17 protein-coding genes are annotated in these 14,702 nt (G+C 73.4%); 11 read left to right on the top strand and 6 right to left on the bottom strand.

Annotated elements, in window-relative coordinates; all coding sequences use genetic code 11:
* The first annotated feature begins 270 nt into the window (after positions 1–270).
* From ACGFI9_RS24635 to ACGFI9_RS24625, 3 genes are all read left to right on the top strand, one after another.
* Positions 271–1,104: a metallophosphoesterase family protein gene (locus ACGFI9_RS24635; RefSeq protein WP_393181341.1), complete on the top strand. Its 834-nt coding sequence runs from the start codon at positions 271–273 to the stop codon at positions 1,102–1,104.
* Complete coding sequence (locus ACGFI9_RS24630) at positions 1,101–1,760, top strand: 4'-phosphopantetheinyl transferase (protein ID WP_393181339.1); 660 nt, start codon at positions 1,101–1,103, stop codon at positions 1,758–1,760. The genes ACGFI9_RS24635 and ACGFI9_RS24630 overlap by 4 nt, the downstream gene beginning before the upstream one ends.
* A 245-nt stretch (positions 1,761–2,005) precedes the next feature.
* Positions 2,006–3,004, top strand: coding sequence for a GGDEF domain-containing protein (locus ACGFI9_RS24625; protein WP_393181338.1), 999 nt, complete (start codon positions 2,006–2,008; stop codon positions 3,002–3,004).
* Here ACGFI9_RS24625 and ACGFI9_RS24620 read toward each other — a convergent pair.
* Complete coding sequence (locus tag ACGFI9_RS24620; RefSeq protein WP_393181336.1) at positions 3,001–3,831, bottom strand: helix-turn-helix domain-containing protein; 831 nt, start codon at positions 3,829–3,831, stop codon at positions 3,001–3,003. The two genes, ACGFI9_RS24625 and ACGFI9_RS24620, sit on opposite strands and share 4 nt — an antisense overlap.
* A 132-nt stretch (positions 3,832–3,963) precedes the next feature.
* Between ACGFI9_RS24620 and ACGFI9_RS24615 the strand changes: the two genes are divergently transcribed.
* Positions 3,964–4,353, top strand: a complete 390-nt coding sequence (locus ACGFI9_RS24615) for a nuclear transport factor 2 family protein (protein ID WP_393181335.1) — start codon at positions 3,964–3,966, stop codon at positions 4,351–4,353.
* A 47-nt stretch (positions 4,354–4,400) separates the two neighbouring features.
* On the opposite strand, the gene ACGFI9_RS24610 is transcribed toward ACGFI9_RS24615, so the two are convergent.
* A complete protein-coding gene (locus tag ACGFI9_RS24610; protein WP_393181333.1) occupies positions 4,401–5,156 on the bottom strand; it encodes a peptidylprolyl isomerase in 756 nt (251 codons plus the stop codon).
* 133 nt (positions 5,157–5,289) lie between these two features.
* Entirely contained in the window at positions 5,290–6,093 is an 804-nt protein-coding gene (locus ACGFI9_RS24605; protein ID WP_393181331.1) for a helix-turn-helix domain-containing protein, read from the bottom strand.
* Between the two features lie 117 nt (positions 6,094–6,210).
* On the opposite strand from ACGFI9_RS24605, the gene ACGFI9_RS24600 reads away from it, so the two are divergent.
* The 3 genes from ACGFI9_RS24600 (at position 6,211) to ACGFI9_RS24590 (ending at position 8,316) form a co-directional block, all read left to right on the top strand.
* The gene (locus ACGFI9_RS24600) at positions 6,211–6,633 is read left to right on the top strand and encodes a hypothetical protein (protein ID WP_393181329.1); all 423 of its coding nucleotides are present in this window, start codon (positions 6,211–6,213) and stop codon (positions 6,631–6,633) included.
* 5 nt (positions 6,634–6,638) lie between these two features.
* A complete protein-coding gene (locus ACGFI9_RS24595) occupies positions 6,639–7,670 on the top strand; it encodes an NAD(P)-dependent alcohol dehydrogenase (protein WP_393181327.1) in 1,032 nt (343 codons plus the stop codon).
* A gap of 184 nt (positions 7,671–7,854) precedes the next feature.
* Positions 7,855–8,316, top strand: a complete 462-nt coding sequence (locus tag ACGFI9_RS24590; RefSeq protein WP_393181325.1) for a DUF5709 domain-containing protein — start codon at positions 7,855–7,857, stop codon at positions 8,314–8,316.
* 49 nt (positions 8,317–8,365) lie between these two features.
* Here ACGFI9_RS24590 and ACGFI9_RS24585 read toward each other — a convergent pair whose 3' ends face one another.
* Complete coding sequence (locus ACGFI9_RS24585) at positions 8,366–9,301, bottom strand: LysR family transcriptional regulator (RefSeq protein ID WP_393181323.1); 936 nt, start codon at positions 9,299–9,301, stop codon at positions 8,366–8,368.
* A gap of 70 nt (positions 9,302–9,371) precedes the next feature.
* Between ACGFI9_RS24585 and ACGFI9_RS24580 the strand changes: the two genes are divergently transcribed.
* Positions 9,372–10,541: a TDT family transporter gene (locus ACGFI9_RS24580; protein ID WP_393181321.1), complete on the top strand. Its 1,170-nt coding sequence runs from the start codon at positions 9,372–9,374 to the stop codon at positions 10,539–10,541.
* A 6-nt stretch (positions 10,542–10,547) separates the two neighbouring features.
* Here the strand turns inward: ACGFI9_RS24580 and ACGFI9_RS24575 are convergent, their stop codons facing one another.
* Positions 10,548–11,147 carry a helix-turn-helix domain-containing protein gene (locus ACGFI9_RS24575; RefSeq protein ID WP_393181320.1) on the bottom strand — a complete coding sequence of 200 codons (600 nt, stop codon included), beginning with the start codon at positions 11,145–11,147 and terminating at the stop codon, positions 10,548–10,550.
* A 63-nt stretch (positions 11,148–11,210) separates the two neighbouring features.
* Here ACGFI9_RS24575 and ACGFI9_RS24570 point away from each other — a divergent pair, with 63 nt between their 5' ends.
* Positions 11,211–11,801 (top strand): dienelactone hydrolase family protein, encoded by a 591-nt coding sequence (locus ACGFI9_RS24570; RefSeq protein ID WP_393181318.1) that lies wholly within the window; start codon positions 11,211–11,213, stop codon positions 11,799–11,801.
* Positions 11,802–11,858: 57 nt separating this feature from the next.
* Here the strand turns inward: ACGFI9_RS24570 and ACGFI9_RS24565 are convergent, their stop codons facing one another.
* Complete coding sequence (locus tag ACGFI9_RS24565) at positions 11,859–12,599, bottom strand: PH domain-containing protein (protein WP_393181316.1); 741 nt, start codon at positions 12,597–12,599, stop codon at positions 11,859–11,861.
* A gap of 191 nt (positions 12,600–12,790) precedes the next feature.
* Here ACGFI9_RS24565 and ACGFI9_RS24560 point away from each other — a divergent pair, with 191 nt between their 5' ends.
* Positions 12,791–13,750, top strand: a complete 960-nt coding sequence (locus tag ACGFI9_RS24560) for a zinc metalloprotease (protein ID WP_393181314.1) — start codon at positions 12,791–12,793, stop codon at positions 13,748–13,750.
* 168 nt (positions 13,751–13,918) lie between these two features.
* A complete protein-coding gene (locus ACGFI9_RS24555) occupies positions 13,919–14,692 on the top strand; it encodes a phosphotransferase family protein (RefSeq protein ID WP_393181312.1) in 774 nt (257 codons plus the stop codon).
* The last annotated feature ends 10 nt before the right edge of the window (positions 14,693–14,702 follow it).

Genomic DNA, 14,702 nt, shown 5'->3' with positions numbered 1-14,702 from the left:
GCATCCGTCGTCCCTTCCGTGAAGAGTCGACGTTTCAGCCCGTACGGCCCTGCACCGCCGCCGGGGTCGCGACACCGATGCCGCCCATTCTGGCCCGCCCACCGCCGTCCCTTCAAGCGTCGCTGGGCCGCGTGGTGCGGCGGGTCGACCGGGGACGGCAGCTCAGCCTGGTTCACCCCCTGCCCGACCACGTAGCGGTCGGGTTTCCGTCGTCCGGACGGCCCCTCGTGATCTGTTCAGCCACCAACCGACGATGGCAGGATCAGGCGGGTGACGGGTTCGCTGTTCGCGGTCAGTGATCTCCACGTCTCGTACGAGGAGAACCGCAAGGTGGTCGACCGCCTGCACCCGGAGTCGGCGGACGACTGGCTGATCGTGGCCGGCGACGTGGCCGAACTGTTCGGCGCGATCGAGGGGACGCTGCGGCTGCTCCGCGACCGGTTCGCCCAGGTGATCTGGGCGCCGGGCAACCACGAGCTGTGGACGCACCCGTCCGACCCGGTGACCCTGCGCGGGCAGGAACGTTACGCGGCACTCGTCGGGATGTGCCGTGACCTGGGCGTGCTGACCCCGGAGGACGAGTACCCGGTCTGGCAGTCCGAGGACGGGCCGGTGGTGGTGGCCCCGCTGTTCCAGCTCTACGACTACTCGTTCCGCGCCCCCGGCACCAGCAGCAAGGAGGAGTCGCTGCGCCGGGCGTACGACGCCGGGGTGGTCTGCACCGACGAGGTGCTGCTGCACCCGGACCCGTACCCGGACCGGGAGTCCTGGTGCTGGGCCCGGCTGGCCGAGACCGAACGGCGGCTGGCCGCCGTCGACCCGACCCTGCCGACCGTCCTGGTCAGCCACTGGCCGCTGGTCCGCCAACCCACCGAGATCCTCTGGTACCCGGAGTTCGCCCAGTGGTGCGGCACCGAGCGCACCGCCGACTGGCACGTCCGGCACCGGGCCGTCGCCGCCGTCTACGGGCACCTGCACATCCCCCGCACCACCGAGTACGACGGGGTGCGCTTCGAGGAGGTGTCGCTGGGCTACCCGCGCGAGTGGCGCCGGCGGGGCGGGGAGCCGCAGCCGATGCGCCGGATCCTGGGCGGCAAGCAGTGATCGAGACGCTGCTGCCGCCGACGGTCGTGGCCGTCCACGCGTTCGCCGACCTGCCCGGCGAGGCCCCGTACCCCGGTGAGCAGGACCTGGTCGCGAAGGCCGTGGAGACCCGCCGCCGCGAGTTCGTCACCGCGCGCCGGTGCGCCCGCGAGGCGCTCGACAAGCTCGGCCACCCCCCGGGCCCGATCCGTTCCGGCCCGCGCCGGGAGCCGGTGTGGCCGGCGGGGGTGGTCGGCAGCATCACCCACTGCGCCGGCTACCGGGCGGCGGCGGTCGCCCGGGTCACCGACCTGGCCGGCCTGGGCATCGACGCGGAACCGCACGACGCGCTGCCCGAGGGGGTACGCGAGACGGTGACCGTGGCCGGCGAGCCGGATCTGCTGCGCCGCCTCGGACGTGGCCACCCGACCGTCCACTGGGACCGGTTGCTGTTCAGCGCCAAGGAGTCGGTCTACAAGGCGTGGTACCCGCTGACCGGGCGCTGGCTCGGCTTCGAGGACGCCGAACTCTCCATCGACCCCGCCGCCGGCAGCTTCACCGCGCGGGTGCTGGTCGACGGCACCCGGGCCGACGGCGGCCGGCCGCTGACCGAGCTGCGCGGCCGCTGGCTGGTCGCCCGTGGGCTGATCCTCACGGCGGTGTCCGTGCCGCGGTGACCGCCGCCACCGAGGGAGCTTCGGAAACCATCGGTGATGTCGATCGTCACGGTCCGCTACGAGCGGGCGGCCGGAGCGGTACAGGTATTGACGGTGACCTGATACACACCATTGAATCTCGACATGGCGGCGTGCCACGTCACGGTGACGCCCACTCGAACAGTCGGCGAAGCCGCGTCGACTGATCGAAGTCATGTTCCCACCGGAGTGGTCGTCGGGGTGCGGTGAGTGCGGTGGAGAGCGGGGTGCGCGAGCGTCGCCGGAGGACCGTGCTCAGCGCGGCGCTGCACGTCGTCTCGCACGGGGTCGCCGTCGTCTACTGCCTGCTGACGCTCGACCAATCGCACCGCGACCTCATGCTGGTGGTCTACGGCTGTGGCCTGCTGTCCGGCATCGTCGGCACGTGGGCCGCGACACGGGTGACCACGAAGGCGTCCGGCTACCGGGTCTCGTTCACCCTCCTGCTGATCACGCTGGCCGTCGCGGCGCTCGGCGCGTACTGGGACGGCGGGGTGACGTCCCCGGCCGCCCTGGGCTTCGTGACCACGTCCGTCTTCGTCGCCAGCTACACCCCCGTGCTACGCCGGACGGTGGGCCTCGAGGCGCTCACCCTCGGCTCGTACCTCGCCGTCGCCGCCGCCCGACCGGCCCCGCCCGGGTACGTCTTCGTCTACGTCGCGGGCATGCTGGTTCTCGTCTCGGTCTGCGCCACGCAGACCCGGGCGCTGGCCCGGCAACGTTCCCAGTTACGCGCGCTCGCCTCGCTGGACCCTCTCACCGGGGCGCTGAACCGGCGTGGCCTGGCGGAGTTCGCCCGGCACCTGTTCCACAACGGGTGCCGGCCCGGCCCCTCGCTGCTCTGCCTGGACCTCGACGACTTCAAGCTGGTCAACGACCGCCACGGCCATGCCGCCGGGGACGATCTGCTGCGCCGGGTCGTGGCGGCCGCCCGCGAGGTGCTGCGCGCCGAGGACGCGATCGCCCGCGTCGGCGGCGACGAGTTCGTCGTCGTCCTGGCGGACACGGACCAGGGCACCGCCCGGACGGTCGCCGCCCGGCTCGACGCGGCGGTCCGGACGATCGCCGGCGTCAGCATCGGCGCCGCCACCGCCCCGGGCGACGGGGACACCCTCGACGCCCTGATCCGGGCCGCCGACCAGCGCCTCTACCGGGTCAAGCAGGAGCGCCGAGCCGCCCGGTCCACGGACGCGGGACACCCCCTGCTGTCCGGCCGTGGCGACTAGCCGACGCCGCTCTCCACGGCCCCGACCAGGGACGGCGGCTCGGCGGTCATGTCCGAGACGGCGCGCAGCAGCTCGGCCGTCGCGGCGTCGGCCGGGAAGAACGTCTCGATGGAGATCTCGTCCAGCGTCACGTCCCGGGGCGAGCCGAACATCGTCATCGTGTAGAGCAGCGCCAGCTCTCCGTACTCCGTGGACAGCCGCAACGGGACGACCAGGTCCTCGGCCGGCGCGGCGGCGACCGGCGTCGCCGCCGGCGCCGGGTAGCTCTCCAGCTCCGCGAGCAGTTCCGCCAGGCCCTCCGCCGCGGTGCGGGCGAGCTGCCGGCGGACCCGGCGCAGGACGTGCGCCCGCCACTGCGCGAGGTTCACGATCCGCCGGGACAGCCCGTCCGGGTGCAGCGTCGCCCGCAGCACGTTGATCCGCGGCCTCCGCAGCTGTTCCGGCACGCCCTGCAGGAACACCGTCATGGCCCGGTTGGCGGCCAGCAGCTCCCACCGTACGTTGACGGCCAGCGCCGGATTGGGCTCGTGGCCGGCGAGGACGGCCTCCACGGCCGCCCGCGCGGCGCCCAGGTCGGTGAACGGCCGCTCGGTGTGCACCGGCGCGAACCCGGCGGCCAGGTAGAGCGCGTTCCGTTCCCGCAGCGGCACGTCCAACTCGTCGCAGAGCCGTTCGATCATGCCCCGGCTGGGGTTGGCCCGCCCGGTCTCGACGAAGCTCAGGTGCCGGGTGGACAGCTCCGCCGACACGGACACGTCGAGCTGCGAACGGCCGCGCCGCTCCCGCCAGCGCCGGATCAACACGCCCACCGGTTCGGTCCTCGTCATGGCACCAGCCTCACCCGCCGGGGTGACGCGGGGCAATGACCTCGTAGGTAATCGACACCCGCCGGGGCCGGAAGGCACCGTTCCAGGCGTGGCAACCGCCGCACCACACCGCCGACAGGAAGAGGAACCACCATGACGTCCACCTACGAGGCCGCCGTCGAGCGCTACGTACGGTTCTGGAACACCGGCAAGCCCGACGAGCAGCAGGAACTGGCCGCGGAGACGTTCACCGACGACGTCCGGTACCACGCGGTGATCGGGGTGTTCACCGGCCGACAGGCGTTGATCGACTTCCACGACCAGTTCACCGGGCACATGACCGACGCGGTGTTCCAGCGCCGGGCGGAGCCGCAGCTCCACCACGACCGGGCCCGCCTGATGTGGGAGATCGAGGTGGGTGACGGGAAGTCCTTCGCCACCGGCACCGACCTGCTGGTGTTCGACGCGGACGGCCGGATCAGCGAGGTCACCGCGTTCCTGGACCGCGCGCCGGAAGGCTTCGCCCCGCACGCCCACCACTGACCCTGAACCGCTCGGCGGGGCGGTGGTCCGCCCCGCCGGGTGGCAGGTCAGTGTCCCCGGGTGGCCCGGCAGATCTCCACCGGCAGGGCCGGCGCGCCGTCGACCGGCGCCGGGTTCTCCGGGGTGGCGGCGATCCCGCCGGCCGCGATCCGGTCCAGGGTGGCCAGCCCGGCCTCGTCGACCGTGCCGAAGACGGTGTAGTTGGGGCGCAGCGCCGAGTCGGACTGGACCAGGAAGAACTGGCTGCCGTTGGTGTCCGGGCCGGCGTTGGCCATCGCCAGGGTGCCCCTTGCGTAGAGCCGGCGGACCCCGGTCGGGTCGGTCGGCGCCGGCGGCAGGTCGGTGGGCAGCTCGTCGGCGTACCGGTAGCCCGGCCCGCCCTCGCCGGTGCCCGACGGGTCGCCGCACTGCAGCACCTTCAACGTCGGGTACGCGGTGAGCCGGTGGCAGGGCGTCCGGTCGTAGAACTTGTGCCGGGCCAGGTGCAGGAAGCTCTGCACGGTGCACGGGGCCTGCTCCCGGTCGAGGGTCAGCCCGATCGGGCCCTGGCTGGTGTGCAGGGTGACCCGGACGGTGCCGTGGTCGGGCGTTCGCCGCGGGTCCGGCGGCAGCGGCACCGGGCGGGCGGCCGGCTCGTCCGGCGTCGGCGTGTACGCGCACGGCCCCTTCGTGGGCTCCGGCGCGACGGCCGGCGCCGCGCTCGCGGCGGCGCCCGCGGTGGCGACCAGCGCGGCGGAGATCACCGCCACGCCGGCGAGGCGGGACAGCAGCGGGACGGCGTGCGGTCGGGTTTCGCTCGACACGTGGGTCCTCCCTGGACTCGTGGTACCAGAAAGACCGGAGTCTATGGATTCGTCGACCTGATGTCGATGACGGTCGAACCCGCGCCCCGCCACCGTCCGAGCCGTGGGGCCCACTCGCGCCCTGGACGGTTGTCTAGTCGGCGACGAGTTCGGCCAGGATGGCGCTGGTGGCCTGGTCGGCGGGCAGGAACGCCTCGAGCCGCAGTTCGGCGACGGTGACGTCGACGGCCGTACCGAAGTGCGTGAGGGTGGTGATGAGCTGCAGCTCGCGGTCGTCCCCGTCGCCGGCGCGGAGGCGGAGCGGCACGGCGAAGCCGAGATGGTGCGGCGCGGGTCGGCGCGGACGCGGCGGCGCCAGGCCGACGAGTTCCGCGGCGAGGCGGCGGAGGCGGTCGTCCGGGTTCCGCACGCTCTCGGCCTGCACTCGGTCGACGATGTGCCAGGCCCACTCGTCGAGGTTGACGATGCGCGGCGCGAGACCCTTGGGGTGCAGCAGGACCCGTGGGACGCTCGCCGGTGGGGCGAGCAGAGCTGGGTCCACGCCGCGGGTGATGGCGTGGAAGCCGGCGTTGGCCGAGACGAGGTCGCCGTGCCGGTCGACGACGACCGCCGGGTACGGCAGATGCCCCCGCAGGATCCGTTCCAGGGCGGTGCGGACCGGTTCCAGCCCGGGGTCGTCGAGGCGGCTCTGCGGGTACGCGGGCGCGAACCCGGCCGCGAGGAGCAGTTCGTTGCGTTCCCGGATCGGCATCTCCAGCGACTCGGCCAGCCGGATGATCATGGACCGTCCCGGCGTCGACCGCCCGCTCTCCAGGAAGCTGACGTGCCGCTGCGTGGTGCCGGCTCGGACGGCCAACTCCAGTTGACTGACCCGCCGTCGGGTGCGCCACTGCCGCAACGCGCCGGCGAACCCGGCCCCGGTCGACTCGATGATCACGCCTCCTGTGTAGCCGGTGTCGCCGGTGCCCGGCGATTCCCTACGGGGAATTGTCGCGCCGGGGCCGGCGCAGCACAGTCGTGGGCGGTCCCGACCCGCCCCGACTGAGGAGTCATGATGACCGACATCGACCTGCGGAAACTCACCGACCGGTACGTCGCCGTATGGAACGAGCCCGATCCGGAGCAGCGCCGGGCCGCGATCCGGGAGCTGTGGACCGCCGACGCCGTCCACGTGCTGCAGCCGCCCCAGGAGATCCGCGAGATCGCTGCCGGCCTCGGCTTCGACCGCCCGGTGCTGGAGGCGCGCGGGCACGACGCGTTGGAGGTGCGGGTGGCGCGCGCGTACCAGGAGTTCGTCGCGCCGGGCGACTTCGTCTTCCGGTCCCGGGACGACGCGGACCGGCTGCACGACGTCGTCAAGTTCCACTGGGAGATGGTGCCGCGCGCCGGCGGCGGCGTGGCCGGCGTCGGGCTGGAGATCCTCCTGCTCGGCCCGGACGGTCGCATCGTCGGCGACTATCAGTTCATCGAGGACTGACGGCGATGACGACGACACTGCCCCCGGTCGTGCGGGCCTACCACGTCACCAGCGGCGACGGCATCGACGGGCTGTCGCTGCGGACCCACGAACCACGCCCGCCGGGGGCCGGCGAGGTGGCGGTGGCGGTCCGCGCCACCTCACTCAGCTTCCGTGAGCTGCTGGTACTGCGCGGCCAGTACGTCCTGCCGGTGAAGCCGGACGTGGTCCCGGTCTCCGACGGCGCCGGCGAGGTGGTCGCCGTGGGGCCGGGCGTGCGGCGGGTACGTCCCGGCGACCGGGTCGCCGCCACGCTCTTCCCGAACTGGTTGGACGGCCCGCTCGACCCGGCGCGGCTGCCGCAGCTGGGCGGGTCGCTCGACGGCATGCTGACCGAGCTGGCCGTCCTCCCGGAGGACGCCCTCGTGCCGGTCCCCGAGCACCTCTCGTACGCCGAGGCCGCAACGCTCCCCTGCGCCGCCGTCACGGCGTGGAACGCGCTCACCGGCGACGGCCGGGCGCTGCAGCGCGGGCAGACCGTATTGACCACCGGCTCCGGCGGGGTGTCCCTGTTCGCCGTGCAGTTCGCCAAGCTCCTCGGCGCGCGGGTCATCGCCACGACCGGTCGCCGAGACAAGGAGCAGCGGCTACGCGAGCTGGGGGCCGACGAGGTGGTCAACTACCGGGACGTGCCGGACTGGCACAGCGCCGTTCGTGAGCTCACCGGCGGACGCGGCGTCGACCGGGTAGTGGACACCGCAGGCACCCTGGACCGGTCGCTACGGTCCTTGGCCGTCGACGGGCACGTCGCCTTGGTCGGCTCGGTGTCGGGCGACTGGCCGCCGGTCGACCCCCGCCTGCTGTTCGGCGCCGCCGCCACCGTCCGGGCGTTCGCGGTCGGCAGTCGCGCCCAGTTCCTGCACATGAACGAGGTGATCACCGCCCATCGGCTCCGGCCGGTCGTCGACCGGGTGTTCCCGTTCGAGGAGGCCGATGCGGCGTTCCGCTACTACGAGTCGGCCAGTCCCTTCGGCAAGGTCGTCATCACCGTCAGGTGAACGCCGGCCGTGCTACTGCGCCGCGTCACCGCGCGTCTGCTGCCGCCCACCGGTCAGGACCAACAGCGGGGCGGCCGAGCCCTCGCGGCGTTCTCCGGAACCGGGCGAGCCGAGGTTTCCTCGTCCCCGGGACGGTCCTAGGCTGGGGTGTCAGCGCGGGGGCGGTGACCAGGAAGGGAGCGCCATGAGCCAGACCGAGCGGACCGACTTCGCCGACGAGTGGAACGTGGTCGAGGACGACGGCGTCCTGGACGCGTCGGACACCCTCGACGACGACCGCGTCGGCGATCCCCTCGACACCGGCATCATCGCCGGGGATCACTGGACGGCGGCGAACCGGTTCGGCACCACCCCGGCCGAGGAGCGCGCCGGCGAGTCCCTGGCGCAGCTGCTCGCCCAGGAGGAACCGGATGTCGATCCGTACGCCGAGGCGGCCGACGACGAGGACGAGCTGACCCGCCGGGGGTACGAGCGGGAGGCCCGGACGGGACGCCTGGTCGCCCCCGACGAGGGCCTCGGCGCGGACGAGGAGGCGGACTCGTTCGCCTGGGACGCCGGGATCGACGGCGGTGCGGCCAGCGCGGAGGAAGCCGCGATGCACCTGGTCGACGACCCGAACGGCCCGGGTGACGGCCCGCTGCGCTGAGGCCGCGAGAGGGGCCTGACCGGTCCCGCCGGCCGTCACCGCGCCCGGGTCACCTCCGGCCGGCGGGCGCCGACGGGGCTGGCCGGGCGGTGATGGCGTGAAGATCCCGCGCCGGGCCGGTGAGCTGCTGCCCGGCCGCCCACACGGCACGCAGCTGACGGCGCAGCGGCAGCCCGGTCACCGGCACGGCGACGAGGATGCCGGCGGCCAGCTCCGCGGTGACGGCCAGGGAGCTGAGCACGGCCGGGCCGCTGCCGGCGGCGACCGCGTGTTTGATCGCCGTGGTCGAGGAGAGCTGCAGCGACGGCGAGGCGATCTCCTCGATGCCCTCGGCGCGCAGCGCGGCCTCCAGGACACGGCGGGTGCCCGAGCCGGCCTCCCGGGCCACCAGCGGACAGGCGGCCAGTTCGGCCGGGGTGATCCCGCGCCGGCGGCGGGCCCACGGGTGGCCGGGGGCGGCCACGACGATCAGCCGGTCCTCCGCGACGGTCTCGGCGTGCAGGCCCGCCGGGGTGTCCGGCCCTTCGATGAAGCCCAGCGCGGCGTCGCCGGCCAGCACCCGCGCGGCGACATCGGCGGAGTTCCCCGCGTGCAACGCCACGCTCAGGCCGGGCTGCCCGCCGTGCAGGGCGACGAGCCAGCCCGGCAACAGGTACTCGGCTACGGTCTGGCTGGCCGCCACGACCAGGCGGCTGTCGGCGGCGGCCCGCAACGCGGCGGCGCTCGTGGCCAGGGCGGTGGCGGCCTCCACGGCGGTGCGGGCCCAGTCGGCGACCAGCGCCCCCTCGTCGGTGAGGGTGGAGCCGCGCGGGCTGCGCCGCAGCAGGGTGACCCCGAGGCGCCGTTCCAGATGACGGAGCCGGGCGCTGGCCGCCGGCTGGGAGATCCCGTGCGCTGCGGCGGCCCGTCCGACGCTGCCGAGCCGGGCCACCGACAGCAGCAGGTCGAAGCTGGTCAGGTCGGTGACCTGCGGCGGCAGAGGCATCAGCTCAGGTTATGACGCGAGAGGCGACCGGTGGCTACCGGGCCGGCGGCCGCCCGCGCAGGGTTACCGCATGAGCGTCGTACTCGACTCCCCCACCGCCGGGCGGACGCCGCCGTCCCGGTCCCCCGGCCGGCGGCGCGGCGGGCCGTTGGCCGCGTTGCGGGAACCGCGGGAGCTGTTCGCCCACCTGCCGCCGAACTGGTTCGCCGTGGTGATGGGCACCGGCATCGTCGGCACCGCCGGGGCGGGCCTGCCGGTACGCCCCGGCGGCCTGCGGACGGCCGCGACCGTGGTGTGGGCGCTCGCCGCGGTGCTGCTGGTGGCCCTCACCGCCGCGTGGGCCGTGCACCTGCGCCGCCATCGCGGCACGGCCCTCGGGTACGCCGCCGACCCCGTCCTGGCGCAGTTCTGGGGCGCGCCACCGATGGCCGCGATGACCGTCGGCGGCGGGGCGCTGCTGCTGGGTCGCGACTGGCTCGGCCTGCCCACCGCCGTCGCCGTCGACCTGGTGCTCTGGACCCTGGGCACCATCGGCGGGCTGGTGACCGCCGTCGCCGTCCCGTACCTGATGATGACCCGCCACCGGGTCGGTCCCGACGCCGCGTTCGGCGGTTGGCTGATGCCCGTGGTGCCGCCCATGGTGTCCGCGGCGAACGGCGCGCTGCTCGTCCCCCACCTGCCCGCCGGGCAGGCCCGGTTGAACCTGCTGCTGGCCTGCTACGCGATGGTCGGGATCAGCCTGTTCGCGACCCTGATCATCGTCACCCAGCTCTGGGGCCGGCTGGTCCACCACCGGGTCGGCGCCGCCCGGATGGTCCCGACGCTGTGGATCGTCCTCGGGCCGCTCGGCCAGTCGATCACCGCGGTGCACCTGCTCGGCGCCGCCGCCAGCGGGGTCCTGCCCGCCCCGTACGCCGGCGGCGCGCAGGTCCTCGCCCTGCTCTACGGCGTGCCCGCGCTCGGCTTCGCGCTGGTCTGGCTCGCCCTCGCCGCCGCCATCACGGTTTGGGCCGCCCGCGGCGGGCTGCCGTTCACGCTCACCTGGTGGAGCTTCACCTTCCCCGTCGGCACCCTGGTCACCGGCACCACGGGGCTGGCCACGCGGACCGGTGCGGACCTGCTCGCCGCGCTCGCCGTCGCGCTGTACCTGCTCCTGCTGGCCGCGTGGACCACCGTCGCCGCCCGCACCGCCCGCGGCGCCTGGCGCGGCCACCTCTTCCTGCCACCGCCGGGACGCTGACGACGGTCACGACCCCGGCCGCTCCGGCTGGTCGGCGGGCTCGGCGTCGGGGAGAGTCGGCGCGTCGGTGGGATAGAGGCCGGCGACGAAGCCGTACACCTGGTCGCCGGCCCGGGGGATCTGGGCGAAGCGGCGGGCCACTTCCTGGACCTCCGCCCAGAAGTTCCGTACCTCCTCGATCGGGATGCGGGCGTGCACGAGGGTGCACCGCAGCTCGTCGGCCGCGTGGGCCGCGGCGGACTCGGCGGCGGCCTCCGCGAGCCCGTTGATGGCGGCGACGACGCGCTTGTCCTCGGGGCGATTGAGTACGCCGACGTAGAGCGTGCGGGCGACCCGGCCGTAGTAGCGCTCCTCGATCGCCCGCACCCGCCGGGTACGCACGACACGGAGCAGGCCGGCGTCGACGAGCAGGTTCACGTGGTAGGCGACGCTGCTCTTGGGACGGTCGACCGCCTGCGCCAGCTCGCCGACCGTGGCCGCCCGCTCGAGCAGCAGCTCCAGCAGGGTGGAGCGCAGCGGGTCGGCCAGCGCGCGCAACTGCTCGGGCGCGGTGACCACGAGCAGGTCGTCGAGGTCGTAGTCCGGGATCTGCTGATTGACCGACATTTCTCGACCGTTCTAGAATTCTGGATCATTCGATCACTGTCGTCCGATGACAGGAGTGTAGAGATGGCCGAGGTCGTGCTGTTCCACCATGTGCAGGGACTCACCGACGGCATCCGGGCGTTCACCGACGAGCTGCGCGCCGGCGGGCACACCGTGCACACGCCGGACCTGTTCGACGGCGAGCGACCGGCGACCGTGGAGGACGGCCTCGCGCTCACCCGCCGCATCGGGGACGAGACGCTGACCGAGCGCGCCGACCGGGCCGTGGCCGACCTGCCCGAGGGGGTGGTGTACGCCGGCTTCTCCTGGGGCGCCGCGACGGCGCAGCGGTTCGCGCAGACCCGGCCGGGTGCCCGTGGGGCGTTGCTCTACGAGGCCTGCATCCCGGTGACCGGCGACTGGGCCTTCGGGCCGTGGCCCGACGGGGTGCCGGTGCAGATCCACGGCATGGACAAGGACCCGTTCTTCGCGCTGGAGGGCGACCTCGACGCCGCCCGCGAGCTGGTCGGGATCGTCGGGCCCGAGCGGGGCGAGCTGTACGTCTACCCGGGCGACCAGCACCTGTTCACCGACAGCTCGCTGCCGTCGTACGACGCGGACGCGACGGCGCTGGTGGTGCAGCGCTCGCGGGCCTTCCTCGACCGGCTGACCTGACCCGGCCGGGAAGAGCGATCCCCCGAAGGCATCCCGCGCCGCACCGCGGCGCGCGGATCACCGGCGGTCGCGGCCCTGGCGGGTGGGCTCGCCCTGGATCTTCGCGAGTGCCGCGGCGAACTCCGCGTCGGTGAGTTCGCCACGCTGGTGCTGCCGGGTCAGCACGTGGAGGTCGCGCCGCTTGTCGGCGGGGGCGGCGTCGCGGGCCACGCGCATTCGGCTGCCTCCGGCCGGCGGGCTGGCCGGCCGGCTGTCGGCGGCGGAGGGCTGGGCCAGGCGACCGGTGGCCGGGACCTGCCGGTGGCGCTGCGCGTCGCGGTGGTGTGCCCGCAGTGTCGCCAGGATCTCGTCGTAGTGTTCCGGCCAGGTGGCCAGCCGGCCCAGTTCGGGCCGGAACGTGAACGGCCGGAACAGGTCGCCGCGCTGCAGCGGGGTCTGGATCCGCACCCCGTCGGTTCGTTCGATGATGATCGCGACGCGGCCCATGTCCAGGCCTGCCACGCTGGCCGTGCCGCTGCGGATGTCCGCCACCGATGCCCACGGCACCGTGGTCGTACGCAGCAGGGACCGGGACCGGAGGCCGTGGTCACTGACGTAGACCCCGAGCATCGCCTGCCGCGCCGTGGCGGCAAGGCCACCGGCCAGCCATACCCCGAAGAGGATCGCAGACGGCGCCGGCATCCACCCGTGCAGATACACGATCACGAGGAACGTGATGACCGGAGCGGCCGCGACCAGTCCCAGCACCGCGAAACCCGTCGCGACGTCGAGGGAGTAGGGGCGGTGCCATCCACGCATGTCGCCATGGTGACCGGCGCTGTCCAACCGCCGCCCCGGACCGCCCAGGTCGACCACCAGCTTGTGGGGCTGTCGTCGACGCCAATGGCGTGTTCTCATACCGAGACGACGATGTCAGTGACCTGGTCGCGGCGACGCCTCGTCCGTCCCGCTCGCTGACCCGTCGATCCCCAGTCGTGAAAGGTGCAACGATGCGCAAGAGATCGACGTTCCAACTGACAGTCCTGACGGCTACCGCGGCGACATTCCTGGCGGCGGGCGGGGCCTCCGGGGCGGTGGCCTCGGCAGCGCCCGTGACCGCCTCGCCGGGTGTCGCGGCGTGTGCGCCGGGCGCCGAGGGGCACAGCGCGGCGCGGGTCGCCGAAGGCGCCACCGCGCAGGAGCCGGAGCTGTACTCCAAGAACGAGGCGAACGCCTACGGCGTGATCAAGGATTCGCCGCGCCTGTCCAACGGCAGCGTCACCATCCCCACGGTGTTCCACATGATCTCGGACCACGCGCTCACCGCGGCCGAGACGAACCGGTGGAACACCATGATCGCGGCGCAGATGACGGTGCTCAACGACTCGTTCGCGGGCCGCACGGCGGCCGACGCCTCCGACACGCCGTTCCGGTTCTCGCTGGTCGACACGACGTGGACGGTGAACAGCGACTGGTACACCGTCGTGCCGGGCAAGAACGAGCGGGACATGAAGCACGCGCTGTACACCGGCGACGCCCGCACCTTGAACGTGTACGCGGCGAACATCGGCGGTGGGCTCCTCGGCTGGGCGTACTTCCCCAAGGGCTACAACAACGGCCGGGACTACATCGACGGCGTGGTGATGCTGGACGAGTCGATGCCGGGCGGCACGGCGGGCAAGTACGCCCTGGGTGACACGCTCACGCACGAGGTCGGGCACTGGCTGATGCTGGAGCACACCTTCGCGCACGGGTGCTCCGCCTCCGGCGACTACGTCGCGGACACCCCGCGGGAGGCGGCGCCGCAGTTCAACTGCCCCGTCGGCGCGGACACCTGCACGGCGCCCGGGCTGGACCCGATCCACAACTTCATGGACTACACGCAGGACTCCTGCATGGACATGTTCACCGCCGGCCAGGCGGACCGCATGAGCGACGCCTGGCTGGCCTTCCGGGCCGGTGGCGTCTAGTAACCAAGCCCTGACAGGCGCAGTGCGGAGGTGACGGGCCGCAGCCGGCGGCCCGTCACCTCCTTCCGTAACCACGGACGATCGGGAAGCTCAAATCGGGCCCGTCACCGCGGAGCCGCCCTCGGCGGCATGTCGCACGGTCAGCCTGATTCGGGCAGGTCTCGTAGCATGGGCGCGGTGCGGGGGTTCGTGAAGCGTCGAGGTGTGCCGGAGCCGGGGTCGATTCCCGAGGCCCTGGACATGTTCCGTGCCGAGGTGCGCTTCTATCGCGAGATCGCGCCGGTCGTGGGCGTCCGGGTGCCCACCTGTCTGCACGCCGAGGTGACCCCGGAAGGCACGACGCTGGTCCTCGAAGATCTCTCCTCGTGGCAACCGGGAGCCGATCCGATCGCCCATGCCCAGCTGTTGTCACGCCTGCATCAGCGCTGGGCCGGGCTGGCTCCGCTGAGGTGGCCGTGGCTGCGCCCGGTGGGTGCCGCCGCCGACCTGGTCGGCGCCTTGTTCGACCGGACGGTGCCGACCCTGGCAGCCCGCCCTGACCTGCCCGCTGATCTGCGAACGCTGGCTGAGCGACTGGTCGGACAGGTGCCGAAGGTCGAGCAGGAGATCGCCTCGGCAGGCCCGCTCACCCTCGTGCACGGCGACGCGTCCGCGGTCAACGTCCGCACCGGCCCGACCGGGGAGCTGGCCCTTCTCGACTGGGAAGACGTCTCCGCCGCCCCGGGAGTCACCGACCTCGCCTGGCTCCTGCTGTCCTCCGTCGACCCCTCCCAATGGGCCGCCGTCACTGCCGCCTACGGACCGGCCGAACACCTGACGACGGTTCTACCCGCGGTCGTCGTACAGGGCCTGCTCTGCTTCGCCGACACCGCGGAAGGGTCCGCCGAGGCGCACGCCTGGGTCGGCCGGCTCAACGCGGCTGCACACCGGCTGGCTGCTTAGCGCCACCGTC

The sequence above is a fragment of the Micromonospora sp. NPDC048930 genome, from assembly GCF_043197935.1.
GTDB lineage: Bacteria > Actinomycetota > Actinomycetes > Mycobacteriales > Micromonosporaceae > Micromonospora.
The sequence above is the reverse complement of the archived record's forward strand: the minus strand, read 5'-3'. Positions and strand labels throughout refer to the sequence as shown.